This is a genomic window from Venatoribacter cucullus, from assembly GCF_016132445.1.
Classification (GTDB): domain Bacteria; phylum Pseudomonadota; class Gammaproteobacteria; order Pseudomonadales; family Oceanobacteraceae; genus Venatoribacter; species Venatoribacter cucullus.
Map to the genome: position 1 here is coordinate 2443204 of NZ_CP046056.1, position 26976 is coordinate 2470179.

The 26976-nt window shown below is 55.5% G+C and carries 27 protein-coding genes; 16 read left to right on the forward strand and 11 right to left on the reverse strand.

The window, feature by feature from the left end:
• Window positions 1-95 precede the first annotated feature (95 nt).
• Window positions 96-764 (forward strand): metallophosphoesterase, encoded by a 669-nt coding sequence (locus GJQ55_RS11590; RefSeq protein WP_228345121.1) that lies wholly within the window; start codon window positions 96-98, stop codon window positions 762-764.
• On the opposite strand, the gene GJQ55_RS11595 is transcribed toward GJQ55_RS11590, so the two are convergent.
• Entirely contained in the window at window positions 751-1725 is a 975-nt protein-coding gene (locus GJQ55_RS11595; protein ID WP_228345122.1) for an RluA family pseudouridine synthase, read from the reverse strand. The genes GJQ55_RS11590 and GJQ55_RS11595 overlap by 14 nt on opposite strands.
• 412 nt (window positions 1726-2137) lie before the next feature.
• Between GJQ55_RS11595 and GJQ55_RS11600 the strand changes: the two genes are divergently transcribed.
• The 4 genes from GJQ55_RS11600 to GJQ55_RS11615 all read left to right on the forward strand — a co-directional run bounded on the left by GJQ55_RS11600 (window position 2138) and on the right by GJQ55_RS11615 (window position 3619).
• The gene (locus tag GJQ55_RS11600) at window positions 2138-2428 is read left to right on the forward strand and encodes a DUF1330 domain-containing protein (RefSeq protein ID WP_228345123.1); all 291 of its coding nucleotides are present in this window, start codon (window positions 2138-2140) and stop codon (window positions 2426-2428) included.
• A gap of 96 nt (window positions 2429-2524) precedes the next feature.
• Window positions 2525-2923 carry a GFA family protein gene (locus tag GJQ55_RS11605; protein WP_228345124.1) on the forward strand — a complete coding sequence of 133 codons (399 nt, stop codon included), beginning with the start codon at window positions 2525-2527 and terminating at the stop codon, window positions 2921-2923.
• A gap of 66 nt (window positions 2924-2989) precedes the next feature.
• Window positions 2990-3262, forward strand: a complete 273-nt coding sequence (locus GJQ55_RS11610; protein WP_228345125.1) for a hypothetical protein — start codon at window positions 2990-2992, stop codon at window positions 3260-3262.
• 141 nt (window positions 3263-3403) lie between these two features.
• Complete coding sequence (locus GJQ55_RS11615; RefSeq protein ID WP_228345126.1) at window positions 3404-3619, forward strand: TIGR02450 family Trp-rich protein; 216 nt, start codon at window positions 3404-3406, stop codon at window positions 3617-3619.
• A 71-nt stretch (window positions 3620-3690) separates the two neighbouring features.
• On the opposite strand, the gene GJQ55_RS11620 is transcribed toward GJQ55_RS11615, so the two are convergent.
• Window positions 3691-3945 (reverse strand): Txe/YoeB family addiction module toxin, encoded by a 255-nt coding sequence (locus GJQ55_RS11620; RefSeq protein ID WP_228345127.1) that lies wholly within the window; start codon window positions 3943-3945, stop codon window positions 3691-3693.
• On the reverse strand, window positions 3942-4193 hold the full coding sequence (locus GJQ55_RS11625) for a type II toxin-antitoxin system Phd/YefM family antitoxin (RefSeq protein ID WP_228345128.1): 252 nt from the start codon (window positions 4191-4193) through the stop codon (window positions 3942-3944). Before GJQ55_RS11625 ends, GJQ55_RS11620 begins: the two co-directional genes overlap by 4 nt.
• A gap of 209 nt (window positions 4194-4402) precedes the next feature.
• Here GJQ55_RS11625 and GJQ55_RS11630 point away from each other — a divergent pair, with 209 nt between their 5' ends.
• A complete protein-coding gene (locus tag GJQ55_RS11630) occupies window positions 4403-6031 on the forward strand; it encodes an NAD(P)/FAD-dependent oxidoreductase (RefSeq protein ID WP_228345129.1) in 1629 nt (542 codons plus the stop codon).
• Window positions 6028-6777: a TrmH family RNA methyltransferase gene (locus tag GJQ55_RS11635; RefSeq protein WP_228345130.1), complete on the forward strand. Its 750-nt coding sequence runs from the start codon at window positions 6028-6030 to the stop codon at window positions 6775-6777. Before GJQ55_RS11630 ends, GJQ55_RS11635 begins: the two co-directional genes overlap by 4 nt.
• Window positions 6778-6804: 27 nt before the next feature.
• On the opposite strand, the gene GJQ55_RS11640 is transcribed toward GJQ55_RS11635, so the two are convergent.
• On the reverse strand, window positions 6805-7587 hold the full coding sequence (locus GJQ55_RS11640; RefSeq protein WP_228345131.1) for a ferredoxin reductase domain-containing protein: 783 nt from the start codon (window positions 7585-7587) through the stop codon (window positions 6805-6807).
• A gap of 218 nt (window positions 7588-7805) precedes the next feature.
• Between GJQ55_RS11640 and GJQ55_RS11645 the strand changes: the two genes are divergently transcribed.
• From GJQ55_RS11645 to GJQ55_RS11660, 4 genes are all read left to right on the forward strand, one after another.
• The gene (locus GJQ55_RS11645) at window positions 7806-8714 is read left to right on the forward strand and encodes a LysR family transcriptional regulator (protein ID WP_228345132.1); all 909 of its coding nucleotides are present in this window, start codon (window positions 7806-7808) and stop codon (window positions 8712-8714) included.
• Between the two features lie 103 nt (window positions 8715-8817).
• Entirely contained in the window at window positions 8818-9810 is a 993-nt protein-coding gene (locus GJQ55_RS11650; RefSeq protein ID WP_228345133.1) for a DUF1852 domain-containing protein, read from the forward strand.
• A 5-nt stretch (window positions 9811-9815) separates the two neighbouring features.
• On the forward strand, window positions 9816-10844 hold the full coding sequence (locus tag GJQ55_RS11655; RefSeq protein WP_228345134.1) for a methionine synthase: 1029 nt from the start codon (window positions 9816-9818) through the stop codon (window positions 10842-10844).
• Between the two features lie 82 nt (window positions 10845-10926).
• The gene (locus GJQ55_RS11660; RefSeq protein WP_228345135.1) at window positions 10927-11757 is read left to right on the forward strand and encodes a sulfite exporter TauE/SafE family protein; all 831 of its coding nucleotides are present in this window, start codon (window positions 10927-10929) and stop codon (window positions 11755-11757) included.
• 589 nt (window positions 11758-12346) lie between these two features.
• On the opposite strand, the gene GJQ55_RS11665 is transcribed toward GJQ55_RS11660, so the two are convergent.
• A complete protein-coding gene (locus tag GJQ55_RS11665) occupies window positions 12347-13210 on the reverse strand; it encodes an SDR family NAD(P)-dependent oxidoreductase (RefSeq protein ID WP_228345136.1) in 864 nt (287 codons plus the stop codon).
• A gap of 177 nt (window positions 13211-13387) precedes the next feature.
• Window positions 13388-14053, reverse strand: a complete 666-nt coding sequence (locus GJQ55_RS11670) for a pirin family protein (RefSeq protein ID WP_228345137.1) — start codon at window positions 14051-14053, stop codon at window positions 13388-13390.
• Between the two features lie 173 nt (window positions 14054-14226).
• Between GJQ55_RS11670 and tkt the strand changes: the two genes are divergently transcribed.
• Entirely contained in the window at window positions 14227-16215 is a 1989-nt protein-coding gene (gene tkt, locus GJQ55_RS11675; RefSeq protein ID WP_228345138.1) for a transketolase, read from the forward strand.
• Window positions 16216-16303: 88 nt separating this feature from the next.
• Window positions 16304-18316, forward strand: coding sequence for a peptidase U32 family protein (locus tag GJQ55_RS11680; RefSeq protein ID WP_228345139.1), 2013 nt, complete (start codon window positions 16304-16306; stop codon window positions 18314-18316).
• A 31-nt stretch (window positions 18317-18347) separates the two neighbouring features.
• Here the strand turns inward: GJQ55_RS11680 and GJQ55_RS11685 are convergent, their stop codons facing one another.
• The 5 genes from GJQ55_RS11685 to alr form a co-directional block, all read right to left on the reverse strand.
• A complete protein-coding gene (locus GJQ55_RS11685; RefSeq protein ID WP_228345140.1) occupies window positions 18348-19634 on the reverse strand; it encodes a TRAP transporter large permease in 1287 nt (428 codons plus the stop codon).
• A 15-nt stretch (window positions 19635-19649) separates the two neighbouring features.
• Window positions 19650-20186: a TRAP transporter small permease subunit gene (locus tag GJQ55_RS11690; RefSeq protein WP_228345141.1), complete on the reverse strand. Its 537-nt coding sequence runs from the start codon at window positions 20184-20186 to the stop codon at window positions 19650-19652.
• A 59-nt stretch (window positions 20187-20245) separates the two neighbouring features.
• On the reverse strand, window positions 20246-21325 hold the full coding sequence (locus tag GJQ55_RS11695) for a TRAP transporter substrate-binding protein (RefSeq protein ID WP_228345142.1): 1080 nt from the start codon (window positions 21323-21325) through the stop codon (window positions 20246-20248).
• Between the two features lie 117 nt (window positions 21326-21442).
• A complete protein-coding gene (locus GJQ55_RS11700; protein ID WP_228345143.1) occupies window positions 21443-21832 on the reverse strand; it encodes an MmcQ/YjbR family DNA-binding protein in 390 nt (129 codons plus the stop codon).
• Entirely contained in the window at window positions 21833-22927 is a 1095-nt protein-coding gene (gene alr / locus GJQ55_RS11705; protein ID WP_228345144.1) for an alanine racemase, read from the reverse strand.
• A 119-nt stretch (window positions 22928-23046) separates the two neighbouring features.
• On the opposite strand from alr, the gene GJQ55_RS11710 reads away from it, so the two are divergent.
• The 3 genes from GJQ55_RS11710 to GJQ55_RS11720 all read left to right on the forward strand — a co-directional run bounded on the left by GJQ55_RS11710 (window position 23047) and on the right by GJQ55_RS11720 (window position 26963).
• Window positions 23047-24228 (forward strand): DnaT-like ssDNA-binding domain-containing protein, encoded by a 1182-nt coding sequence (locus tag GJQ55_RS11710; RefSeq protein WP_228345145.1) that lies wholly within the window; start codon window positions 23047-23049, stop codon window positions 24226-24228.
• Entirely contained in the window at window positions 24149-24808 is a 660-nt protein-coding gene (locus GJQ55_RS11715; RefSeq protein ID WP_228345146.1) for a replication protein P, read from the forward strand. Before GJQ55_RS11710 ends, GJQ55_RS11715 begins: the two co-directional genes overlap by 80 nt.
• A 133-nt stretch (window positions 24809-24941) precedes the next feature.
• Entirely contained in the window at window positions 24942-26963 is a 2022-nt protein-coding gene (locus tag GJQ55_RS11720) for a TonB-dependent copper receptor (protein WP_228345147.1), read from the forward strand.
• Window positions 26964-26976 lie beyond the last annotated feature (13 nt).

Below are 26976 nucleotides of genomic sequence, written 5' to 3' on the forward strand. Positions count from 1 at the left end.
TTCCCGTCAGATAACAATGTGTTGCCGTTGCAGCCGGTGTTCAGCGGTGTATCCTGCCCGGCATTCTGGGCAACCGCAGGCACCGGTGGGGCAGTATGCAGATTCAGCCACGCTTACTCAATCTGGGTAAAAATCCGCACGGTCGTGATTTTGTCATCGGCGATATGCACGGTTGTGTCAGTGCGCTGCTGGCACAATTACAGGCACTGGCCTTTAACCCGCGCGGCGACCGGGTGATTTGTGTGGGTGATCTGGTGAACCGTGGCCCGGAATCGGTACAGGCCTTAGCGCTGCTGAGTGAGCCCTGGTTTTTTGCCGTGATCGGCAACCATGAACAAGTGTTGGTCAGTGCGTTTCAGGAGGGCCAGCCCGAACACCATGCCTTAATGCTGCAGCACGGCGGCGACTGGATTTTACAGCAGCCCCGCCAGCACTGGGATGGCTGGTTTACGCAAATTCGCCAGCTGCCACTGGCCATTCAGCTGGAAAATAACCAGGGTAAAACCATCGGTATTATTCATGCCGATTACCCGCTGGCCGACTGGGGCGATTTTCACCGCTTAACGGCAGACGATGCCGAGCGCGCGGTCTGGGCGCGCGAGCCGTTTCGCCAGCGCAGCCCGCACCGGGTGGCGGGGCTTGATTGGCTGATCGTTGGCCACAACGTTACCGAACAACCGCTACAACTGGGCAACCGCCTGTACATTGATTGTGGGGTTTATCTTGGTAACGACTACCAGATTATCGACATTAATCAGCTGTAGGCGCAGCGATTAAATAGGGCTGCCAGGCGGGCGGATATTCGGCATCGGTAACCGCCTGCTCATCCTTACCCAATTGCAGCTGCACAAAATACGCATGCAATAACTGGTGCGGCGCACCCAGCACCGCCAGATCGTCGGTGGTTAAATCCTGCTGCAGGCGTTTTAAATAAAAAGCACCGTCGTGGCTGTAAATTTTATCGCCAATAATCGGATAACCCAGGTGCGCCAGCTGCGCGCGAATCTGATGTTTACGCCCGCTGAACAACTCACATTCCAGCAGGCTGTACGAGCCAAAGCGTTTGAGTACACGAAACTGCGTGCGCGACCACTTGGGCGCATGCACGGCGTTATCATCCTGCTCGGTGGTCACCACCATCCGGCTGCGAATAAGGCTGTTTTGCTGCTCTGCCAGCCAGGTTTCGCACAGGTGTTCGTCCCAGACAGGATTACCCCACACCAGCGCGTGATAGACCTTACGCTGCAATAACCGGTCGAGGTGTTTTTTCCAGCGCTTATCGGCCCAGCCATTTTTTGCCAGCAACACAATGCCCGAGGTTTCCGCATCCAGCCGGTGCAATAAATGCGCGTCTTTATATTCCGTGTCGCGCCGCACCAGCGAAATTAACGTATTAAATAAATTGCGCGTGGTGCGCGACACCGGCAGCCCGGCGGGTTTATGCACGGCCATTACATCATCGCGCTGCCATAAAATATGCCAGCCGGTATCCACCGCATCTTCCTGATGCTCGGGCAAATACACACAGACCCGATCACCGGGCTGCAACGCCACATCCGCCGCCTTCACCACGCCATTTACCCGCACCGCACCCAGCGCCTGCGCCGCCAGCAACTCAGCGGCCGACCAATGGTGATACGCCTGCAACACCGACGCACGCAGGCCAATGGCCTGATACTCGGACCAGCACAGCTCAAAACCCTTATCTGGCGCCGTTTTCGTCACCGCCCAACCCTCTGTTGTTATGGCGGCGATTAAACCACGAAAGGCCGCCGGGCCGCAGCGGTAGCCGGCTGAAGCAACCACTGGATAGGAACCTGAGTATTTTGAAAAATGGCCAGAATTGTGCGCGTTTACACGTCACCGTCAAAAGTCAGATGCGCGAATTGCCGCCAGCCGGTAAAAATCTGACCTGTAAAATCAATGGATTAAGAAATTTCTCAGAGTGATCGTGCGCAAAATGTAAAGACGACAGCAGAGTAATAGTGTGCGTGCGCGTTTAGAGCCTGATAGCGATATTATTAGCGGCACTTTTCGCAACGGTAACAGTCGGTTACACTCGGGACTTAAACAAGGACACAGGTGTGTAAGTGAGCATGCCTACGAACAAACTGTTAGGTGAACAAAAGGACTAAACATGACCGCATACGTAATTCTTAGAATAACTGTTCACGATCCCGAGAAACTAAAAGCCTATCAAAAAGTAGCCCCAACAATCATTGAACAGTATGAGGGGAAACTATTGGCGCGAGGCGGAGAGGTTGTCTCACTGGAAGGGTCTACCGATAATCGAAGAACTGTCATAATCGAGTTTCCAACTATGGAAAAGGCGAAGTCCTTTTACCGGTCTCCGGAGTACACTGATGCAATACTGCTTCGCAAAGGTTCGGCGGAGTTCGAAGTAATGGTTGTGGAAGGTCTTGCCTAAGATGGCCAAATCACCTAACACAGCGCTCCACCCGACCAAAAACCGCTACGCGGTTTTCGTTGGGTGAGCTAGGCGTTACCAACCAAGCATACCCCCATGAAACACACCGGCAGCTGCCTCTGCGGAGGCATCCAATATGAAATCAATGGCGAGCTAACCGATGTTCTGAATTGCCATTGCTCCATGTGCCGCAAGCTGCACGCTGCAGCGTTCAGAACCCGGGCCAGTGTGCGCCGTGCAGACTGGAAAACCATTAAGGGCGAAGCGCTGATTAAATTTTATGAATCATCACCGGGTGAGCATAAAGGTTTCTGTTCAAACTGTGGCTCCAGTATTTTTACTAAGTTTGATAACAACCCGGATGTCTACGGCTTTCCGCTGGGTACACTGGATACCGATCCGGGTGTAAAAGCGGAACGTCATGTGTTTGTAGGAAGCAAAGCGCCCTGGTTCGATATTACCGATGACTTGCCGCAATATGACGGGTATAAATAACCCGTCGCTGCCACCATCAGGGGGCAGCGGCGCAGGGTACGCTACAAACAAGGATGAATCATCACGATGGATAAGCACCATAATCAAAGCACATCAATCCAGGCAAGGCTGATCAGCCTGCTGGCCTCTCTTCCCTTCTCGGTTCTGACGGCCGTATTCATCTGGATGGGCATTAACAAAGAGCTTATGTACTGGGGCGGCTTTCTCAGCAGCAGCTACCTGCTTACCTGCATCATGTTGTTTGCCGTACTGGCCTTGTTGTTACCGAAACTGTTTCCATCAATTCTTGGGAGAATCTGGCGGGGCATTGTCAGCGTTGAACGTTGGTGGGGATGGTAGCCATAGGCCACCGTCACCCGTTCCGCTAAACTAGCCCCCAATTCATTCCCCTTTGCTCAATTCTGCCGAAAACCCTGGCCTGGCCAGGTACATAATCCGGCATTGAGTAATTGCTAAACCTGCCAGTTTTACGGAGCCAGCATGCATAAAATTAACCCCGCCAAGCTGCGTAACAGTAAATGGACCGCCGTAACACCGCTCAATCGCGAGAAGCATTTTTTGGTTACCGAGGTTGAGTACGACGAAGAAGGCGCGGTGTTGTCGTGCGTACTTGAAGCGATACTGTCGCGCAATGAATACCCGATTGACTGGCAGGAACTCAAAGACGCCGACAAATGGCTGCAGGGCTGGAAGTAAGTTTACGGCTACTCAGTGACCCAGAGTTTATGCGTTACTGCATCCTATCTGTTCAGATTCAGCACGCCAGATCAGTAATGGTAACGAAGCTGTGCAATTAACAGCGCGTCATCCGTTACCTTGTAAACCATACGGTCTTCTTCATTGATTCTGCGTGACCAGTAACCGGTTAAATTATGCTTAAGCGGCTCTGGTTTACCGATACCTTCAAAGGGGTTGCGCAGGGTCTCTTTAATCAGGCTATTAATGCGGTTAAGCGTTCTTTTATCTGTTTTTTGCCAATACAGATAATCTTCCCAGGCATGTTCCGAGAAAATCAGTTTCATTCGCTCAGCTCGCGTTCTGTACCCTTACCGCTTTCCAGTTCAGCGACAGAGGCCAGCAAGCGACGGGCGTTTTTCGGCGCGCGCAGCAGATACGCCGTTTCCTGCAGAGCTTCGTAGTCTTCCAGCGACAGCATCACGACAGAAGGTGCCTTATTGCGGGTAATAATCACTGGGCTGTGGTCATCGCATACCTGCTGCATCATCTGCGCTAAATTGCTGCGGGCGCTGGTGTAACTGATAGCGTCCATGGTTGTCTCCTCTCTGAAATTCTGTACAGGAAACTGTACATAGGCATAAGTACAAAGACAAGCCCGCGATACAACTGACAGCTTCATTAACGCCAAGCCAGCCGACGCAACAGCCAGCCATAGGCCACAGCCCGCAGTTCCGCTAGAATAGCGCCCCTATTGATACCCGCTTACTTACCTCTGCCGGAGACACCGGCCAGGACACCATCATGATCCGTATTACCGAACTCGCCCTGCCCCTCGACCATCCGCAGGAAGCCCTGCGCGCCGCCATTCTGGAACGGCTGGGCATTCAGGACGCCGACCTGCTGAACTTCACCGTGTTCAAGCGCAGCTACGATGCGCGCAAGAAGAACAGCGAAATCAAATTTGTGTACATCATTGATGTGGAAGCGCGCCACGAAGACCAGCTGCTGCAGCGCTTTGCCAACGATACCCACATCCGCCCGGCGCCGGACACCAACTATTACCCGGTGGCGCAAGCGCCGGCGGGCTTAACCGAGCGCCCGGTGATTATCGGTTTTGGTCCCTGTGGTTTGTTTGCGGCGTTGTCGCTGGCGCAGATGGGTTTTAAGCCCATTGTGCTGGAGCGCGGCAAGGAAGTACGCCAGCGCACCAAAGACACCTGGGCGCTGTGGCGTAAGAAAACCTTAACGCCGGAATCCAACGTGCAGTATGGCGAAGGCGGCGCCGGCCTGTTTTCTGACGGCAAGCTGTACAGCCAGATCAAAGACCCGAAGTTTTACGGCCGCAAGGTGATGGCGGAATTCGTACGCGCCGGTGCGCCGGAAGAAATCATGTACGTCAGCAAGCCGCACATCGGCACCTTCCGCTTAACCGGCGTGGTGGCCACCATGCGCGAAGAAATCAAACAGCTGGGCGGCGAAGTTCGCTTTGAAGCCAAAGTCACGGACATTCTGCGCGCCGATAACGGCCAGATTGAAGGCGTGGTGCTGGATAATGGCGAAGTGATTCACAGCCGCCATGTGGTGCTGGCGCTGGGCCACAGTGCCCGTGACACCTTCCGCATGCTGCATAAAAACGGCGTGTATATTGAAGCCAAACCTTTTGCCATCGGCTTCCGTATTGAACACCCGCAGTCGCTGATTGATAACGCCCGCCTGGGCAAATACGCCGGCCACCCGGAACTGGGCGCCGCCGATTATAAGCTGGTGTATCACGCCAAAAATGGCCGCGCGGTGTATTCGTTCTGTATGTGTCCGGGCGGTACCGTGGTGGCCGCTACGTCCGAGCCGGGGCGAGTGGTTACTAACGGCATGAGCCAGTATTCGCGCAACGAACGCAACGCCAACGCCGGCATTGTGGTGGGCATTACTCCCGAGCAGGATTTCCCCGGCGGCCCGCTGGCGGGGGTGGAATTTCAGGAGCAACTGGAATCCAAAGCCTACGAACTGGGTGGCCGCGATTATTGCGCGCCGGGGCAACTGGTGGGCGATTTTATTCGTGGCACACCTTCGACCGAATTTGGCGAGGTCGAGCCTTCGTATAAACCGGGCGTAAAACTCGGTGACCTGCATCCGTCGTTGCCGCCCTATGTGATTGACGCCATCCGTGAAGCGCTGCCGGAATTCGGCAAACAAATCCGTGGCTTTGACCGGGATGATGCGGTGTTAACCGGTATTGAAACCCGCACCTCGTCGCCGGTGCGCATTAAGCGCGACCACGACAGCCTGCAAAGCATTAACACCCCCGGCCTGTACCCGGCCGGTGAAGGTGCAGGCTATGCCGGCGGTATTTTATCCGCCGGCGTCGATGGCATTAAAATCGCCGAAGCGGTAGCGCTGGATATGCTGGCCCAACACGGGAAAAACGCATGAAAGCGGATGATGTAAAAAAACTGCAGCAGAGAAAATACCGCGAACAGCTGGGGCATTATCTGGTTGAAGGCGAACATTTAATTCTGGAATTAATGAAAGCAGCGATTTTTCAGCCGCATCTGGCCAATGCGCAGTTATTTATTACCGAAAATTACGCCGACTGGGTGCATCAGCACAATAAACTGAAACTGCGTGTGACCATTATTGGTCACAAAGCCATGAGCCAGATTGCCGACACCCAAACGCCGCCGGGCATTATTGCCGCGGTGCCCTTTGCGCCGGTAAATGGCAAAGAGGCTGCCCACGCCGCCCACAGTGAGCGCGCTATTTACCTGCACGAAATTCAGGACCCGGGGAATTTAGGCACTATTTTACGCACCCTCGGCTGGTTCGGCGGCTTCCGCTGTTTGCTCAGCCCCGGCAGTGTTGACCCCTATAACCCGAAAGTGGTGCGCGCCAGTATGGGAGCGATTTTTCACGTACCGTTCGAGCAGAATGTACCGCTGGATACGGTGCAGGAACGCTACCCGCGCATCGCCTGCCTGGACATGCAGGGCAAAGCGCTGCGCGAAAACAGCTTCCATAATTACGACTGCTATGTGTTCGGCAACGAAGCCCGTGGTGTACCGCGCGAACAGCTGGATGAGCTGAATGCCACCGCCTTTACCATTACCGGTGGCGGCGCGATTGAGTCGCTGAATTTAGCGACTGCGGTGAATATCTGTATTTATGAATTGCGGCGCTGACCTGGCAGCGCCTGCCAACCACCAGCTTTACCCTTCCGACTGCGGCAACCTTGGCGCGTATTCGAAAACATCTGAATAGCAGTTTTGCTCTTTCAGGCCCCGGTTTTTGAGCTGATCCATGGTGCCGTATACCATCACCGGCGAACCGCACAGATACATTTTCGTGTGCTCAAGGCTGGCAAAATCTTGCTGAATAACCTCATAAAGATAGCCTGAGCGGCCACCCCAGCCGGGTGACTCTGATTCCAATACAGGAATGAATGTTATTGTCTTGTATCGGCTTTCCAGGCGCTGAAAAAAATCAAGAAGATAAAAGTCATTCAGGCTTCTGTTGGACCAATAGATGGTCACATCGGCGTCTGGCTTCCGGTTTACGATTTCTTCAATAATGCATTTTATCTTCGCAATGCCAGAGCCTGCAGCAACCAACACATGTGGCTGATCAAGCCGGGTTTGCAGATAGGCCTTGCCCAGCGGCATGGTTACCCTGGCGCTTTTCTTACTGTGCTGAAGAGAGGCCAGCGTCTTAATGATTTTTCCGGAAAACTCACTGTTTTTGTTAATAATCAGCTGCAGCCGTTGCGGGCTATCGGGTTTGCAGGCATTCGCAATCGTGTAAGAAAGCGATTGCATACCGGCTTCCTGTTCAGGGCTTAACTCAAGTTGAAGATGCTGACCGGCGTGGTAGCTCAGGCTGGCATCATCCGGTGCCAACAGATCAACTTGGTAGGTATTTTCGCTCAGCGGAGCGATGGCACTGACCTGGCAGGCGTACTGCTTAAGCGGGTAACCCATAACGTGATTATTCATTGCAAACCAGGAATCATAAAAATACCGGCCATGGCCGGTATTGGATTAATTAAACCGTGCTTTAACACCGACCCAGCTGCTGCCATTGAAGCGTGGCAACTCATTGCTCAGCCTTTCTTGCCGGTCACTACTGAACAGACACAGGCATCTTAAAAAACTTCTTAAGTGAACAAAAATGGTTTATTTTCACGCATCCATTACTTTGGCTCATGCAAAATATGCTGGAACGCACTCACCTCAGGGTTATACAAGCGGTCGAACAACAAGGGTCGCTGACGGCGGCCGCGCAGGTGCTCTGCGTTACTCAATCCGCCTTAAGCCACACCATGCGCAAACTGGAAGACAATATCGGTACTGCGGTCTGGTTGCGGGAAGGCCGCAGTCTGCGGCTGACACAAGCGGGCAGATTTCTGCTGAATATTGCCAACCGCGTGCTGCCAGTGCTGGAACATGCGGAAGGCAAACTCAAACAGATTGCCTGTGGTGAACGCGGCACATTAAGAATTGGTATGGAATGCCACCCCTGTTACCAATGGCTGCTGAAAGTGGTATCGCCATTTCTGGACGCCTGGCCCGATGTGGATGTGGATGTAAAACAGAAATTTCAGTTCGGTGGTGTTGGCGCGCTGCTGGATTACGAAATCGACCTGCTGGTAACACCCGACCCCTTCTATAAAAGCGGCCTGAACTTTCAGCCGGTTTTTGATTACGAGCAGGTTCTGGTGGTCCCCCAACACCATCCGTTAACGGCTCTTGAATACGCCCGGGCAGAAGACCTGCGCGACCAGGTTTTACTGACCTATCCGGTGCCAACCGACCGGCTGGACATCTACACCCAGTTTCTCAACCCGGCCATGGTGGTGCCTAAGCAACACAAAACCAGCGAAACCACCGACATCATGCTGCAGATGGTCGCCTGCGGCCGGGGGGTGGCGGCATTGCCGCGCTGGCTGGCAGAAGAATATTGCATCAGGCTGCCTTTGGCCGTGGTACGACTGGGCGAGCATGGCATCGCCAAACAGATTTATCTGGGTACCCGTGAAAATGACGGCGATATCGAATATCTGCAGGCGTTTACTGAACTGGCGCGCGCTTACCAATACCCGACAGGAGCGACAAACCCATGAGAATAAGTAATGGCTCGATGAGATAAAATCAATATTTCTCATGCGTTAGGCCATGTATAACGTGCTCAGTTATCTTTTATGGTCAGCACGGAATACGAAAACAATGAGTAACGGTTTTACCTACAGTATCAAGAGCATTCGTTTTGATGAGCACTACCAACCATCAGACAAGACGCGCTTAACCACCAATTTTGCCAACCTGGCCCGTGGCGAACAGCGCCAGGCAAACCTGCGCAAAGCCCTCGACATGATTAACAACTGCTTCAATGGACTGGCGCATTGGGATAATCCGAATAAAGACCGCTATAGCGTCGAGCTGGATATTATTCATGTGGATATTGATGTCGCGGGTAATGGCGAGACCTTTCCCACCATTGAAATTCTGAAAACCTACATCATCGACCACAAAACCAATAAACGGATTGAAGGTACCGTAGGTAATAACTTCTCCTCTTATGTACGCGACTACGATTTCAGTGTCGTGCTGCGCAGCCATAACGAAGGCAAAAACGAATTTACCGTGCCCGCTGACTTTGGCGACTTACACGGCAATATGTTCAAAGACTTTGTGCAATCCAGTGTCTACAAAGCAAATTTCAACAAACTGCCGGTGATCTGCCTGAGCGTTTCAGACAACAAAATTTACCGCCGTACCAGCAACCAACACCCGGTTCTTGGCGTTGAATACCTGCCGAATGAATCGTCGCTGACAGAGCAGTATTTTCAAAAGATGGGCATGAAGGTGCGCTATTTTATGCCGCCATGCAGTGTCGCGCCGTTTGCGTTCTTTTTCTTTGGCGACCTGCTCAACGATTACAGCACCCTGGAGCTGATCAGCACGCTGAGCACCATGGAAACTTTCCAGAAGATTTACCGGCCGGAAATTTACAACGCGCATTCCATTGCCGGTGAAATCTTCCAACCCAGCCTGAAGAATCAGGATTGCTCATTAACGCAGGTCGTCTATGACCGGGAAGAGCGTAATCGTCTGGCCACCGAGCAAGGCAAATGGTGTGCTGAGTACTTTATTCAGCGCCACCAGCCAATACTGGAAGCATGGTCGGCCGCCTTCTCTGATCAACAAGCCGGGTACTGATCATTATGAAAAAACTATTCCCGACCTCCACCGCCGGCAGTCTGCCCAAGCCTTCGTGGCTGGCTGAGCCAGAAACATTATGGTCACCCTGGAAGCTGGAAGGTGCTGAGCTGACCCTGGGCAAACAGGATGCCCTGCGCATTACGCTGAAAGAGCAGGAACATGCTGGCGTCGATATCGTCAGTGACGGCGAACAGACCCGCCAGCACTTTGTGACAACCTTTATTGAAAACCTGAGTGGCGTTGATTTTGAAAATAAAAAAACGGTAAGAATCCGCAATCGCTACGACGCCAGCGTACCGGGAATTGTCGGCCCGGTAAGCCGCCAGAAGCCGGTTTTTGTTGACGATGCAAAATTCCTGCGCGCCCAGACCAATCAGCCCATTAAATGGGCGCTGCCTGGCCCCATGACCATGGTTGACACCCTGTATGATGACTATTATCAGGATCGTAAAAAACTGGCCTTTGAATTTGCCAAAGCGCTTAATCAGGAAGCCAAAGAACTGGAAGCAGCAGGCGTTAACATCATTCAGTTCGATGAACCCGCTTTTAACGTATTTCTTGATGATGTGAACGAATGGGGTATAGAGGCGCTGGAAATCGCCAAGGCCGGCTTAACCTGTGAAACCGCTGTCCACATCTGTTATGGCTACGGCATTAAAGCCAATACCGACTGGAAAAAGACACTGGGTGAAGAATGGCGCCACTACGAAAAGACATTTCCTGCGATTCAGAAATCCAGCATTGATATTGTTTCGCTGGAGTGTCACAACGGCCGGGTTCCTTTAGAAGTTCTGTCCCTTCTTAAAGGTAAAAAGATCATGGTCGGTGCCATTGACGTGGCCACCGACACCATTGAAACACCCGAAGAAGTCGCCGCGACCATTCGTGAAGCGCTGAAATATGCCGATGCAGACAAGATTTATCCCTGCACCAACTGCGGCATGGCGCCACTGTCCCGCGACGTGGCAAGAGGGAAACTCCATGCACTGGCGGCCGGGGCAGAGATCGTCAGAAAAGAGCTTTCCGCCTGATCCTTGCTGAAAATCCAATGGGGCGACACCGCCCCTGTTGGATTTATTCCGTTTACCCATCCTTCAATCAAGTCATCTGTTCATGAACATTATCGAATTATTAATCGACCATTTACCGACGCTTCTGGCCCTGATCGCAACCGGTATTTTCGCCGGCATACTGGCGGGCCTGCTTGGGGTCGGTGGCGGCATCGTCATTGTGCCGGTGTTGTTTTTTATCTTTCAGGGTTTTGGCGTTTCACCGGAATCCGCAATGATTGTCGCTACTGCCACCTCTCTGGCAACCATTGTACCGACATCGATCAGCTCAATACGCTCACACAGGAAAAAAGGTAACGTCGATGTTGATCTGTTAAAGCGCTGGAGTCTGTTTATTCTTATTGGCGTCCTGGCTGGAAGCTGGCTGGTAACCCGCGCTGACGGGACATGGCTTACCGTATTGTTCGGCGTCATCGCCACTTTATCCGCATTAAACATGCTGCTTCGAACCGGAAAATCAGCATTATTTCCTGCCCTGCCGGGTAAAACCGGGCAAACCGTGATGGGCACCTCAATTGGCTTTTTCAGTTCCATGGTCGGCATTGGCGGCGGTACGATTTCCGTGCCACTGCTTACCCTTTATAACTATCCGGCCCACAAAGCCGTTGGTACGGCCGCAGCCATCGGCCTGATTATTTCATTACCCGGTGCGCTGACCATGCTGCTGTTGGGCACCACGCCGGCTGATGCACCGGCGGGAACCTTTGGGTTAGTCAATCTGGCAGGCTTTTTATGTATTGTGCCGCTGACGGTTGTGTTTGCTCCGATCGGCGCATCGTTGGCGGCCAGGCTGGATGCCGGGAAACTTAAGAAAGTTTTTGCCGTTGTTTTGTTGATCACCGGCTTAAGGATGCTGATACAAGTCTTTATTTAATAAGCCGCTGAACAGGCCGCCATTGGCGGCCTGATGTGGGGCTTCGCCCCTGCGCCCCGGATGTAAGGAGAAGAATCTCCTTACCAACCTCTCTGGCCCGCGCTCCAGCTAATCCTCGTTTACCAAAGCCAATTAAGCATACGCGGCCAAGGGGCATCCATGCCCCTACCCGCTCGTTTGGAATCATCCAAACGATGCTATTGGCTTTGCCAAACGTCGGGCTGGAACGAATGGGCCGAAAAAACATTAGCGGCTACGGTTTTATCCGCGCCTATAGCACGCTGAAATGAACCGTCATTGACAGGCCCGCCCGGATGGACCGGGCGAGGATCGTGGCGCACGACGCGCCTTACGATCCGTGGCTGTCGGCAATGACGGTGAATGAGGGAATACGTGCTATACAGCGCAAAGCTGGAGCGCGAGGATAAGTTCCTCGCAATCGGGGCGCGGGGGCAGAGCCCCGCACAAGCTGCCACGCAGTGGCAGCCAACCAGCCCAACGGCTGGCGTACACAATGCAAGGCCAGCGCGCAGCGCTGGATTCGCGGGCATGGCCCGCTCCCACAAAAGCCCGGCAGGGCTGGCAAAACTCAGGCGTTTTTAGCCCGGCGCTGGCCTTTCTTCGCCTGCAGCTGCACCGCCTTGGTAAAAATCCACTGGTAAGTGGAAGGCAGCATCCGCACCAGCAGGTCGAAGAACTTCGCATCCGGGCCAATTAACACCCGGCGGCTGTTTTTCCGCACCCCAGTTAAAATCACCTTAGCGGCTTTATCCGGCGTGGTAATAAATAACTTTTCAAATTCGGCCGCCGCTTCGCTCTGGCTGTTGCCGGTAATGGCGGTCACGCTGGCGTCGGTACGCGCGGTGCGGGCGATGTTGGTTTTAATACCGCCCGGATGCACGCAGGTTGCGCTCACGCAGGAACCGGAAATTTCCAGATCCTGACGCAGCGATTCTGTTAAACCGCGCACGGCAAATTTGCTGGCGTTATACCCACTCATTAACGGCTGCGAGGCCAGGCCAAAAATACTGGAAATATTAATAATATGGCCATCGCCGGAGCGCTGCAGGTGCGGCAAAAAGGCTTTGGCGCCGTACAGCACGCCGTTGAAATTAATGTCCATAATCCACTGATAATCTTCCAGGCTCAGCGATTCCACCGTACCGGACAACGCCACGCCGGCGTTATTAAAAATCAGGTTGACCTGGCCATGGTCAGCGACAATTTTATCGGCCCAGGCATACACCCCGGCGCGGTCAGAAACGTCCAGAATTTCGGTGGTGACTTTCACCGGATACTGCGCCAGTAAGTCGCGGGTTTCTTCCAACCCTTTGGCATTTACATCGGCAATGGCCAGATGACAGCCCTGCTGGGCTAAATTCAGTGCCAGCGCGCGGCCAATACCCGAACCTGCGCCGGTAACCGCCGCTACTTTATTGCTAAAGCTTTTCATATCAACCCCGTCTCCGCCTGAAATAGCGGTTTTATTATTGTGTGAACAGCGGCCGCGCCGCCCTTGACTGTTAAGGTATGCAGTCTGGCACGCCGGCCCGGCTTTGGCCGGGTTATGCACGGCCATTCTGGCGGTGAAATGCAGGCCCGCGGTGCCGGCTTTTCACCCGAAACAGACTCACAGCTGCCGCACCAACAATAATTGCAGGGCGCTCTCGCTGTGCAACTGTAAGCTATCGGCTTTAATCAACAGCCCCCGCTGCAACTCGATGCGGTGCCCGGCCGAACCGGCCTGGCCGTTACCGCTGACCACATAACACAACACCCGGCCCGGCACCCACAGCTGGCCACCCTGCGGCCAGTTCAGCACCTCAGCCTGAATTCCCGCCTCCGGGCCGCCGTACACAACGGTCAATCCGTCAGGCGTCGGTTGCACCACTTGATAGCGGGCACCACCTGATATTTCCGACGGTTTAAACCACAGCTGCAGCAACGGCTGTACTGCATCGGTGGGGTTTATTTCGTTGTGACTGAAGCCCTGGCCGCCGTCATATTGCACCTGTACGTTACCGGCATTCACCAGGGCTCCGGCGCCAATGGTGCCCTGATGCAACAGCTGGCCACGCGGAATCAGGCTGACAATATCCACCCCTTGATGATGGTGCAGGCCGGTGCTGCCACCGGGGCTGAACCAGGCATTGGCAAAATACACGCAGGGCCCAAAGCCATCGAAACATTCGTCCGGCACGGCATGGCGGAAAAAGCCCCGATCCTGCAGCAATACCCGCTCGCGGATACTGGCAAAACCACTGATGGCGACGGTGTTTTCATCCAGAATGTGCATAGCAATCTCCTGTATGGCCGTCAGCATAGCAGCCCACCGCGTACAATTGTGCCCGCCCCGCCCCGCCGGCGTTGCTGAGGCCTGCGTTCTGGGCGACAATAGCGCCCCCTTTTGGTACTGCCGGCGCAGACCGGCAGACTCAACCATCGCAACCGACATTCAGGAGTCGTTTCATGACTACCCGTACCGAACTGGCCAACGCCATCCGCGCCCTGAGCATGGACGCCGTACAGAAAGCCAAATCCGGTCACCCCGGCGCCCCGATGGGCATGGCCGACATCGCCGAAGTTCTGTGGAACGACTACCTCAAGCACAACCCGACCAACCCGGAATGGGCCGACCGCGACCGTTTTATTCTGTCCAACGGCCACGGTTCGATGCTGATTTACTCGCTGCTGCACCTGAGCGGTTACGACCTGACCATCGACGATCTGAAAAACTTCCGTCAGTTGCACTCCAAAACTCCGGGTCACCCGGAATACGGTTACGCCCCGGGCATTGAAACCACCACCGGCCCGCTGGGTCAGGGTATTGCCAATGGCGTGGGCATGGCGCTGGCCGAGAAAGTGCTGGCCGCCCAGTTCAACCGCGACAAATTCAATGTGGTCGACCACTTCACCTACGTGTTCATGGGTGACGGCTGCATGATGGAAGGTATTTCCCACGAAGCCTGCTCACTGGCCGGCACCCTGGGCTTAGGCAAACTGATTGCCTTCTACGATGACAACGGCATTTCCATCGACGGCGAAGTGGAAGGCTGGTTTACCGACGACACCGTGAAGCGTTTTGAGTCGTACGGCTGGCAGGTGATTCCGCGCGTGAACGGTCACGACCCGGAAGAAATCAAACAAGCCATTGAAACTGCCCGCGCCAACACCGAACAGCCGACCCTGATCTGCTGCAAAACCATTATTGGTTTCGGCTCACCGAATAAAGAAGGCAAAGAAGATTGCCACGGCGCGCCGCTGGGCGATGACGAAATCGCCCTGACCCGTGAGCGTCTGGGCTGGAAACACGGCGCCTTCGAAATTCCGGACAATGTCTACGCCGGTTGGAGTGCCAAAGAAAAAGGCACCGCTGCTGAGCAAAGCTGGAATGAAAAATTTGCTGCCTATGCAGCGGCTTACCCGGAACTGGCGGCGGAATTCAAACGCCGCGTCAACGGCGAACTGCCGGCCGACTTTACCGCCAAAGCCCAGGCTTATATCGAAGAATGCCAGGCCAAAGGCGAAGTGGTTGCCTCGCGTAAAGCCTCGCAAAACACATTGAACGCCTTTGGCCCGCTGCTGCCGGAATTCCTCGGCGGTTCCGCCGACCTCGCCGGTTCTAACCTGACCCTGTGGAAAGGTTGTCAGGGCGTGAGCGAAACCGACGCTTCCGGTAACTACGTATTCTACGGCGTACGCGAATTTGCCATGAGCGCCATGATGAACGGCATCGCGCTGCACAAAGGCTTTATTCCTTACGGCGCCACCTTCCTGATGTTTATGGAATACGCCCGTAACGCCGTGCGTATGGCTTCCCTGATGAAGCAGCGTTCTATTTTCGTATACACCCACGACTCCATTGGTCTGGGCGAAGACGGCCCGACCCACCAGCCGGTGGAACAGGTGGCCAACCTGCGTAATACCCCGAATCTGGAAACCTGGCGTCCGTGCGATACCGTGGAATCGGCTACTGCGTGGAAATCTGCCATCGAGCGTAAAGATGGCCCAAGCGCGCTGATTTTCTCGCGCCAGAATCTGCAGCATCAGCCGCGTTCGGCTGAACAGGTTGCCGCCATTGCCCGTGGCGGTTATGTGCTGAAAGATTGCGCTGGCACACCGGACGCCATCATCATCGCGACCGGTTCGGAAGTGGAACTGGCGACTGCTGCGGCTGAACAGCTGGCCGGCAAAAACATCCGTGTGGTGTCAATGCCGTGCGCCGAAGTGTTCTGCAAACAGGATGCGGCGTACATCGAATCCGTTCTGCCGGCATCTGTATCGGCCCGCGTGGCGGTGGAAGCGCTGCACAAAGATTACTGGTACAAGTTTGTTGGCTTAAACGGCAAGATCATCGGCATGGACACCTTCGGTGAATCCGCACCAGCGGCGCTGCTGTATAAAGAATTCGGCATTACCGTGGATGCGGTGGTCGAAGCAGTTAACAGCTTAGCCTGATGCGCTGCGCTCCGGGGTTTTGCCCCGGAGCTTTCTTCCTGTTTCAATCTCCTTCCTGCGTTTTTCTGCCCCTGCCCCGGTTACCCCCATGTTAAAAAAACACCAGCTCGAATTATTAAGCCCGGCCCGTGATGTCAGCATTGCCAAAGAGGCGATTCTGCACGGTGCTGATGCGGTGTATATCGGTGGGCCGGGGTTTGGCGCGCGCCATAACGCCAGCAACTCGGTGGCCGACATTGCGCAGCTGGTGGAATTTGCGCATTTATTCCACGCCAAAGTCTTCGTGACGCTGAACACCATTCTGCACGACGATGAACTGGAACCGGCGCGGCGGTTAATTCACGAACTGTACGATGCCGGCGTCGATGCCTTAATTGTGCAGGATATGGGCGTACTGGAACTGGATATTCCGCCCATTGAGCTGCACGCGTCCACCCAGTGCGATATCCGCCGGCTGGAAAAAGCGCAGTTTTTATCCCGTGCCGGATTTTCACAAATCGTACTGGCACGCGAATTAAACCTGCAGGAAATCAAAGCCATTGCCGACAGCGTCAATGCGGCGGTGGAATTTTTTATTCACGGTGCGCTGTGCGTAGCGTTTTCCGGGCAGTGCAATATTTCCCACGCCCAGACCGGCCGCAGCGCCAACCGGGGTGACTGTTCACAAGCCTGCCGTCTGCCCTACACCTTAAAAGACGATGCCGGCCGCGTGGTGGCGTACGACAAGCACCTGCTGTCGATGAAAGACAACAACCAGAGCGCCAACCTGCGCGATCTGGTCGATGCCGGCGTGCGTTCGTTCAAAATTGAAGGGCGCTATAAAGACGTCAGCTACGTCAAAAACATCACCGCGCATTACCGTCAGCTGCTGGACGACATCCTGACCGAACGCCCGGAACTGGCGCGCGCGTCCAGCGGCTATACCGAGCATTTCTTTGCGCCGAATCCGGATAAAACCTTTCATCGCGGCAGCACCGATTATTTCGTTACCGATCGTAAAATCGATATCGGTGCGTTCGATTCACCCAAATTCGTTGGCCTGCCGGTGGGTGAATTAATCGGCGTTGGCAAACAGGAATTAACCGTGCAAACCGACACGCCGTTAAGCAACGGCGATGGTCTGAACGTGCTGGTTAAACGTGATGTGGTCGGCTGGCGTGTGAACACTGTGCAGCTGCTGTGTGAGTTCGACTTACCACCTGAAGAGCATGAAGATGACAACGGCCAGCCGAAGCACGTCTGGCAATACCGGGTAACGCCAAACGAAATGCCACTGGAACTGAGCAAGCTGCGCCTGCCCACGGTGCTGAACCGCAACCTCGACCATAACTGGCAACAGGCGCTGCTGAAAACGTCGGCAGAACGCCGAGTGCTGGTGAACTGGGATATTCAGAGTACGCAGCAGGCCCTGAATGTTACGGTGACCAGCGAAGAAGGCATCCGTGTTTCTGCTACCTTAAATGGTCCGTTTGATCCGGCTAACAACGCGGAAAAATCGCTGCAGCAATTGCAGGATACCTTCGCGCAGCTGGGTAATACCATTTATCACGCTGACCAGATTAATGTGGAAGGCGATGCCTGGTTTATTCCCGGCTCACAAGTAAAAGCGCTGCGCCGCGAGCTGATTGATGCCCTAACCACCGCACGGGTAAACGCTCACCCACGCGGTTTCCGCAAAGCCGTCAGCGAGCCTGCGCCGGTGTATCCGGATACGCAGTTGTCGTTCCTTGATAACGTCTACAACGAAAAAGCCCGCGCCTTTTATCAACGCTTTGGTGTGCAGCTGATTGAAGCGGCCTTTGAAGCGCACGAAGAAACCGGCGACGTACCGGTGATGATTACCAAACACTGCCTGCGCTTCTCGTTTAATTTGTGCCCTAAACAGGCGAAAGGCGTGACTGGCGTCATCACCAAAGTAAAAGACATGCAGCTGGTGCACGGCGATGAAGTATTAACGCTGAAATTCGACTGCAAGCCGTGCGAAATGCACGTGGTGGGAAAAATCAAACCGCATATTTTTAACAGCGCCTTACCGGGCAGTCTGGCCAGCGGCGTGAGTATTTACGAGCCGGACAATCTGATCGCCAGCAGCCGGGATTAACCGGCTGCTCGCAATACCTTTTAGTTGAGCATCACACCAAACCATACCAGCCCGGAAACAGCATAATCGACACCAGCACCGTTACCTGCAGCAGGATAAAGGGCACCACGCCTTTATAAATATCCAGCGTGGTGACACCCGGCGGCGCGACCCCTTTCAGATAAAACAGCGAGAAGCCAAAGGGCGGTGTTAAGAAGCTGGTCTGCAGGTTCATGGCAATCAGAATGGCGAACCACAGCGGGGCAATGCCCAGCGCGTCAGCCACCGGTGCCAGAATCGGCACGATGATAAAAGCGATTTCCACAAAGTCGATAAAGAAGCCAAGAATCAAAATGGCCACCATCGACAGAATCAGGAAACCGGTGGCACCGCCGGGCAGATTGGTCAGAATTTCTTCCACAATGTAGTCGCCGCCGGTGTAGCTGAACGCCATCGAGAACGCCGTCGCACCCAGCAGAATGGCAAATACCATTGCCGTGACCTTAACGGTTTCAAGGGACGAATCCATCACCATTTTCCAGCTGAACTGTCGGTACAACAGCGCCAGCAACAATGCTCCCATACCGCCCAGCGCGGAGGATTCCGTAGGTGTGGCGACGCCCGCAAAAATAGACCCCAGCACCACCAGCACCAGTGTCAGCGGCGGCACAATAGCGAACATGGCTTTGCGGTAAAACTCGGCTTTATTCAGGGTTTCATCGCGGGGTAAGGCCGGCGCACTTTCCGGCTTCAGCCAGGTGTAAATAAAGATATAAATCAGGTAAGCACCGATCAGCACAAACCCCGGCACCACCGCGGCTTTGAACAGATCGCCCACCGCAATGCCCAGCACATCACCGAGAATAATCAGAATAATAGAAGGCGGAATAATCTGCCCCAGCGTACCGGACGCGCAGATCGTACCGGTGGCCAGTTTTTTATCGTAATTGTATTTCAGCATGACCGGCAGCGAGATTAACCCCATCGCCACCACCGAGGCGCCAACCACGCCTGTGGAAGCGGCCAGCAAGGCACCGACCAGCACGGTCGAAATGGCCAGACCACCGCGTACCGGGCCGAATAACTGCCCCATGGATTCCAGCAGTTGCTCCGCCAGCCGGGTCTTCTGCAGCACAATGCCCATAAAAATAAACAGCGGTACCGCCATCATGGTGGTGTTTTCCATAATGCTCTGAATGCGGAATGGCATGAAGGCAAAAATTTCCAGACCTTCGGCAAACACGCCGAAAATCAGGGCAACGCCACCGAAGATATAGGCTACCGGGAACCCCACCAGCAGCATCAGCAGCGCCACAAAAAACATAATAATACCGATCATAAAAGCGCGCTCCCGTCAGTGCTGTGGCGGCACATAAACTTCATCCTGATGGTGGCCCCGCAGGATATTAATTGAATGCAGCAGCAAGCCAATGCCACTGATAAAGTTGAACACCATCGCAATGGTGATTACGGAGCGGATAACCCAGCGTTGTGGCAAGCCACCCGGGTCGGGGGAGCCTTCACCAATCTGATAGGCTTCGTACGCAAAACCAATACCGTACCAGGCCACCAGCAGGGTGAACGGGAATAACAAAAACAGCGTACAGAGAATATCAATCCAGGCGCGGCGGTTACGGCTGAGACGGTCGTAAATAATATCCACCCGCACATGACTGCCAGCCCGTAAAGCGAACGGAATACCCAGCATAAACATGGCGGCAAACAGGTGCCATTCCAGTTCCTGCATGCCAATCGACACGCTGTTAAACAGATAGCGTGCGCTGACGTCGTAAAACACATTCAGCAGCATCAGCAAAAACAGAACGGCGGCAAACTTGCCCAGGCCATCCGATATCCGGTTGATGCCCTGTTCCAGGCTCAGCAAATTCATAATGAAGTCCGTCAGGATTAATACAGCACCGGAGTATAGCTCCGGTGCTGCAAATGGCGTTATTCCGCCATGTTATTGAGGTAGGTACGATCAGCAATATCGGTCCACTGGCGCACTTGTTTCAGGTAGGCATCCTGAGAATCAACAATCTCTTTGGTCAGCGGGTTTTTCGCGGTCACTTCAGCCAGCAACTCGTCGTTGGCTTTACGCAGCGCGGCCATCACTTCCGGCGGGAAGGATTTTACCTGTACTGCCGGAAACTCGGTTTTCATCGCCACCCAGTTCTGGCCAGACAGATGATGCGACTCAATGGTCATGTCATAAGCCGATACGCGCATCGCCGTCATCAGAATCTGCTGCAGGTCAGCCGGTAAACGCTCGAACTTACGCTTGTTGATCAGGAACTGCAGCTCGGTGGCCGGCTCCTGCCAGCCGCTGTAGTAGAACGGTGCAATTTTGTGGAAGCCCAGACGCAGGTCCATCGACGGGCCTACCCATTCCACCGCATCAATCGCACCACGTTCCAGCGAGGTGTACATTTCACCCGGTGCAATGTTGGTGGGGCTGGCGCCGACTTTGGCAAAGATTTCACCGGCAAAGCCCGGAATACGGATTTTCAGGCCTTTCAGATCGTCCAGACTTTTGATTTCTTTGCGGAACCAACCGCCCATCTGCATACCGGTGTTACCGCCGGGTACCGAGATCAGGTTGTAGGGCTCGTACACTTTCTGCATCAGCTCCATACCGCCGCCGTAGTAGAACCAGCCGTATTGTTCGGTGGCGGTCATACCAAAGGGACGGGTGGTCAGGAACTGGGTGTTTTCATCCTTGCCCTTCCAGTAATAGGAAGCGGAATGGCCCAGATCGTACTGACCAGCGCGCACCATATCGAACACGCCCATGGCGGATTTGTGCTTGTTGGCAGTATCGATTTCAATTTTAAGACGGCCGTTAGACAGTTTTTCGGCCAGCTCGGCCATGTTGCGGGCGGGTGCACTGAACACCCCAAAGTTGGTTGGCCAGGTTTCTGCCAGCTTCAGACGGTACACTTTTTTATCATCGGCTTGCGCCGGACCAATCAGCGCCACGGCACAGACAGCGGCCGCCACGACTTTACGGGCAAAGGTCAGCTTGATCATTGTTATTGTCCTTCTTGGTTGAAGAAACCGGCCAGCATTCGCTGCACCGGGCTATCCGCCAGAATGCATCATTACCCTGGCCGCCGGCATTAGCCATTCGGACGATAACCGGAAAAGTCAGCGCTGGTCGAGCCCAAGTTCGGCGTGTGAATAGCGGGTGGTCAGAAAACGCCGCTGCGCGGCAGTCAGGCTGTGCAACACCCGCGCGTAAGAATGGTCAATCAGGCGCTGCAGTTCGGCCGGCGGTACGTCGCCACCCAGCAACACGGTATTCCAGTGGGTTTTATTCATGTGCCAGCCGGGAATCACGCTTTGAAAGACATCGCGCAATTGTTGCGCCTGCAGCGGTTCGCATTTCAGGTTGACCCGCGCCTGGCCGTCTTTTTCGTACAGCAGCGCAAACATTTTGCCCTGCAGTTTGTACACATAAGCGTCGGGGCCGAAGGGAAAATCCTCCTGCGCCTCAGGTTTACTCAGCAAATAAGCCCGCAGGGCAGCGAAGTCCATTCAGCCTCCGGGCGTCTCGCTGGCCACCCGCTTGACCCGCGGCGTCAGCTGACAAAACAGTTCATAACTGATGGTGCCGCACAGGGCAGCAATGCGGTCGACACTCAGGTGTTCGCCCCACAACTCCACCGGGCTGCCGATCTGCGCGGCCGGATGGTCGGTAATATCGACGGTAATCATATCCATCGCCACACGGCCGATCAGCGGGCATTCAACGCCGTCCACCAGCACCGGCGTACCAGAGGGCGCATGGCGCGGATAGCCATCGCCATAACCAATGGCCACCACCCCAACGCGGGTATCACGCGCGGCCTGCCAGTCACCGCCATAGCCCACCCGCTCACCGGCCGGCACGCTGTGAGTACTGATTAACTGCGACTGCAGGGTCATCACGGCTTTTAAACCCAGCTCGGCGGCGCTGCGGTAATTCAGCGGTGAACTGCCGTACAGCATAATGCCGGGGCGACTGATGGCATCGGTAACCGGCTGCCCGGCCCAGATCTTTTCGGTGAATAAACCGGCACTGTTGCTGAAACTGGCCGGCACCGGCCAGGGCTGTGATGCCAGTAATTCCAGCTGTGCCGCCAGCGCCGGGCTTTGCCATTCATCGGCGCTGGAGAAATGCGACATCACCATCTGCAGCTGCAGGCCACTGTCCTGCTGAATACGCTCAATAATGGCCGGCGCCTGCGCCGGACGGAACCCCAGCCGGTTCATACCGCTGTTGATTTTCAGCCACACCGCCACCGGCTGCGCCAGTTTGGCGGCGGCGCGGTCGGCCAGCTGCTGTTCGTGGTGCAGCGCCAGCTGCAGATTCAGCTCAGCAGCCTGCTGCCATTCCTGTGCATCATAAGCGCCCTGCAACACCAGCACCGGCCGCTGAATACCGGCCTCACGCAGGGTAACCGCCTCGTCCACACAGGCCACGGCAAAGCCATCGGCGCTGCCCAGCGCGCGGGCGCAATTGACCAGACCATGGCCATAACCATTGGCTTTGATCACAGCGTAAGCTTTACCGTCGGCATGGGAACGGGCGATATCGTAGTTATGGCGCAGATGCGACCAATTGAGCAAAGCGCGGGTGGGACGTGTCATGAGCGTGGGAACAGCCGGCAAAAAGAGTACAATAGCGCGCACCGGTAACGATCACCAGAGCGGCTGCGGGGTTGGCATTATGTCAGGCCCGCCGCGCAAACTCATTACGGAAATACCTCATGCCCAGCCACCCGCTGTTCAGCGATAAAACCATTGCCCTGTCGGCCACTCTGGCCGCCACCATCGGGCTGGAAGAAGCCGTGCTGTTAACGGTGCTGAACGATGCTGCCAGCCTGCAAAGCCAGGCCTGGGCGCGGCTGGGCAAACAGGCGCTGCGCCAGCAGCTGCCGTTCTGGGACGATGTTACCATCCGCCGTATTCTGCAAAACCTGCTCGATAAGGGCCTGTTAACCTTAAGCGGGCCGATGTTTCCCGATGCCGAAGGCCTGATGTTCAGCTTTACCCCACCGGCCGGCCAGCCCCAGGCCAGCGCCCCGGCACCGCAGCCGCGTCCGGCGGTTGCAGAACCCCGGCCCCGCCCGGCCACGGCAACGCCGATGAACCCGCCGGCAGCACCGCCGGCCAACCTGAAACAACCACTGCCGGAACGCTGGCGCCCCAACACCGAAACCCTGCAGCGGCTGGAACAGCACGGCATTCCGGCCAGTTTCAGCTGGAGCCAGCTGGATGCCTTTTTATTGCAGGGCCACGAGCAGGGCGCCAATCGCAACGACTGGAACGTGCGCTTTTTCCGCCATGTAAAAAGCCAGTGGGTGTTTGCCCGCAATGATGCCGCGCGTCAGCAACAACGCCTGCAGGGTACGTTCAACCCGCAACAGGAAGATGCCCTGCCCATCCGCCACGACTGGCAACCGCACGAAGATGCCCTGCAGATTCTGCAGCGCGCCGGCATTGACCCGCAGTTTATTGCCGATGCCGTGCCCGAGTTTGTACTCTACTGGGTGGAACGCGGCGATGTGAGCAAAACCTGGAACAGCAAATTTATTCAGCACGTGCGGCAGCAATGGGCCCGGTTCAGCGCCTCGGCCGAACATTCATCGCTGCCCACCCGCATTACCGATAACTGGCAACCATCGCCGGACTGTTTCGATATTCTGGCCATGGCCCACATTGACCGGCAGTTCGCCGAACAGCGGGTGCCGGAATTTGTGCTGTACTGGCGCGATTCCAACCAGGTGCACAACAGCTGGAACAGCCGCTTTCTGCAATATGTAAAACAACAATGGGGCAAACGTCTGGCCCAGCCGTCAGGAGACACCAATGGACAGCAAGCAACTGCTCAACCGGGTTACACAACAGCTGCAGCAAGCGTCCAGCGCCTTAAAGACACCAACTGGTGAGGCGGTAAAAGAAGCCACCATTGAACAGAAAGAAGCCATTAACCAGATCTTCGAGCTGTTCCGCTTCAACTATCACAACCAGTTTCTGAAGGCTTTTCCCGACCATGACACCATGGTGATGGCCAAGCGCCTGTGGGCGCGGTTGCTGTGCGATTACAGTGGCGCCGTCATCATGCGCGCCGCCGAGCGGGCAGTAAAAGAAAGCAGCTGGCTGCCCAATGTGCACGAAGTGCTGGCGCGCTGCGATGTCGCCGATACCTTTGGTCTGCCCTCCGCGCACGCCGCCTATATGGAAGCCTGCCGCGCGCCGTCGCCGAAAAAAGACTTCGCCTGGAGCCACCCGGCGGTGTATTTCGCCGGCCGCGCCACCGACTGGTTTTTCCTTGCCAATACGCCCGAACAACAGGCGTTTCCGGTGTTTCAGCGCAATTATGAGATTCTGCTGCAACGCCTGCAGAACGGCGAAAACCTGGAACTGGATATCGCCCCGGCGTTACCGGAAACCGTGGCCGTCAGCCTGCCCCGCGACGAACAGCGCCAGCGCCTGCAAGCCTTGAAGCAGCTGATCGAACGCCATTAATCATCCACAGGGCGTTTCGGGAACCCAATAACCCGCCACGCCGCCTGCCCCTGCGACACAGTGTCGCATCCCCGCTGTCCTTGTCCTTTGTTAACCTGCGCACCGTTTTCAAAGATCACCACAAGGAAGCTTTATGCTCGCGTCGCGTCTGCATCCGTTAGCCCTGAGTATTGCCCTGGCCAGCAGCCTGCCGGTTCTGGCCGACAGCCAACTGGACCCGGTGGTGGTGACAGCCCCGGCCATGAATGAAGTGTTAACTGTGGTCACCGACCCGAAAGCCCCGCGCCAGCCGGTACCCGCCCACGATGGTGCCGACCTGCTTAAAAGCATCCCGGGCTTTGCCGTAATCCGCAAAGGCGGCACCGATGGCGACCCGTTATTCCGTGGTATGGCGGCCTCGCGCCTGAGCATTCTGCTGGATGGTGAAACCATCCTCGGCGGTTGCGGCAACCGCATGGACCCGCCCACGGCCTATGTGTTCCCGGAAGAATACGACAGCGTCACCATCCTGAAAGGCCCGCAAAGTGTGAAACACGCCAGCGGCAGCAGCGCCGGCACGGTGATGTTTGAACGCGCCAAACCCGATTTCAGCACCAACCCCCTGCAGGGTTATGTCAGCCTGCTGGGCGGCAGCTTTGGCCGTAATGATCAGGTGGCGCAGATTCTGGCCGGCGGCGACCAGGGCTATATCCGCCTCAACGGCACCCGCAGCGATGCCGATAATTACGACGATGGCGACGGCAACGAAGTGCATTCTGCCTACACCCGCTGGAGCACCAGCGCGCAGCTGGGCTGGACGCCGGATGCAGACACCACCGTTGAACTGAGCGCGGCGAAAAGCGACGGCGAAGCCGCTTACGGCGACCGCGGCATGGACGGCACCGCCTTTGACCGCACCAATATTGGCTTAAGTTACGAACAGAACAACCTGTCGCCGTTAGTGGCGCAGGTAAAAGCGCGCATTTATCACAACTACGTCGATCATGTGATGGATAACTACAGTCTGCGCGATGTCCTGCCAACGGCAACTAAAATGGTCTCCAACCCGGACCGCGAAACTCAGGGCGCTACCGCCAGCACCGAACTGAACCTGTCTGACCGCCTGACCCTGGAACTGGGCGCGGAGCATCAGCGTAACGAGCACAGCCTGCGCAAAGCCATGAGCATGGTGGCCGGCGATGCCGCAGCTGACCCGGATTATCAGAGCCAGACCCGCATCGATGATATGCGTTTCACCAGCAACGCCCTGTTTGCCGAAGCCACTCAGCAACTGGATGGCGGTAACAGTCTGCACGCCGGCCTGCGCGTTACCCGTGACGAAGCCGAAGACTTACGCAGCGGAAAAACCACCAGCAGCACAGAAGATAACCAGTGGCTGACCAGCGCCTTTGCCCGTTATGAGCAGCAGCTGAACAGCAATACCCGCAGCTATATTGGCCTGGGTTATACCGAACGGGCGGCGGATTACTGGGAACGTACCCGCAACCCGGAGGCCACCTCCAGCATGATGACCGGCAGCGCCAGCACCTTTGCGCTGAACCCGGAACAAACCACCCAGCTGGATATCGGCCTGGTGTACAGCAGCACGGATATCAAAGCCTCGGTGTCGGCGTTTTACGCCCACCACAACGATTACATTCTGATTGAAAAACTCAGCGCGGTTGCCAGCGATGCGCGCAATATCCGCGCCACTACATTGGGCACCGAAGCCGACCTGAGCTGGCGTTTCGCCCCCAACTGGACCAGCACCAGCACCCTGGCCTGGGTGTACGGTGACAACGACAATGAAGACCGCGCCCTGGGCCAGATGCCGGCGCCGGAACTGCGTTTAGGTCTGAATTATGCACAAGGAAAATGGACGGCCGGTGGCCTGTGGCGCGGTGTGGCGCAGCAGTCCCGCGTCGCGGTTAATCAGGGCAATATTGTGGGGCAGGATATCGACGAAACCAGCGCCTACGCCGTGTTCTCATTGCACGCCGGTTATCAGGCGATGGAAAACCTGCTGGTCACCGCCGGTATTGATAACCTGTTCGACCGTACTTACGCCGAACATATATCCCGCAATGGCGCGACGGTGCCGGGCTACGATGTAACCACCGACCGCATTAACGAACCGGGCCGGAATCTGTGGCTGAAGGCGCAATATAATTTTTGAAATAACGCACTCT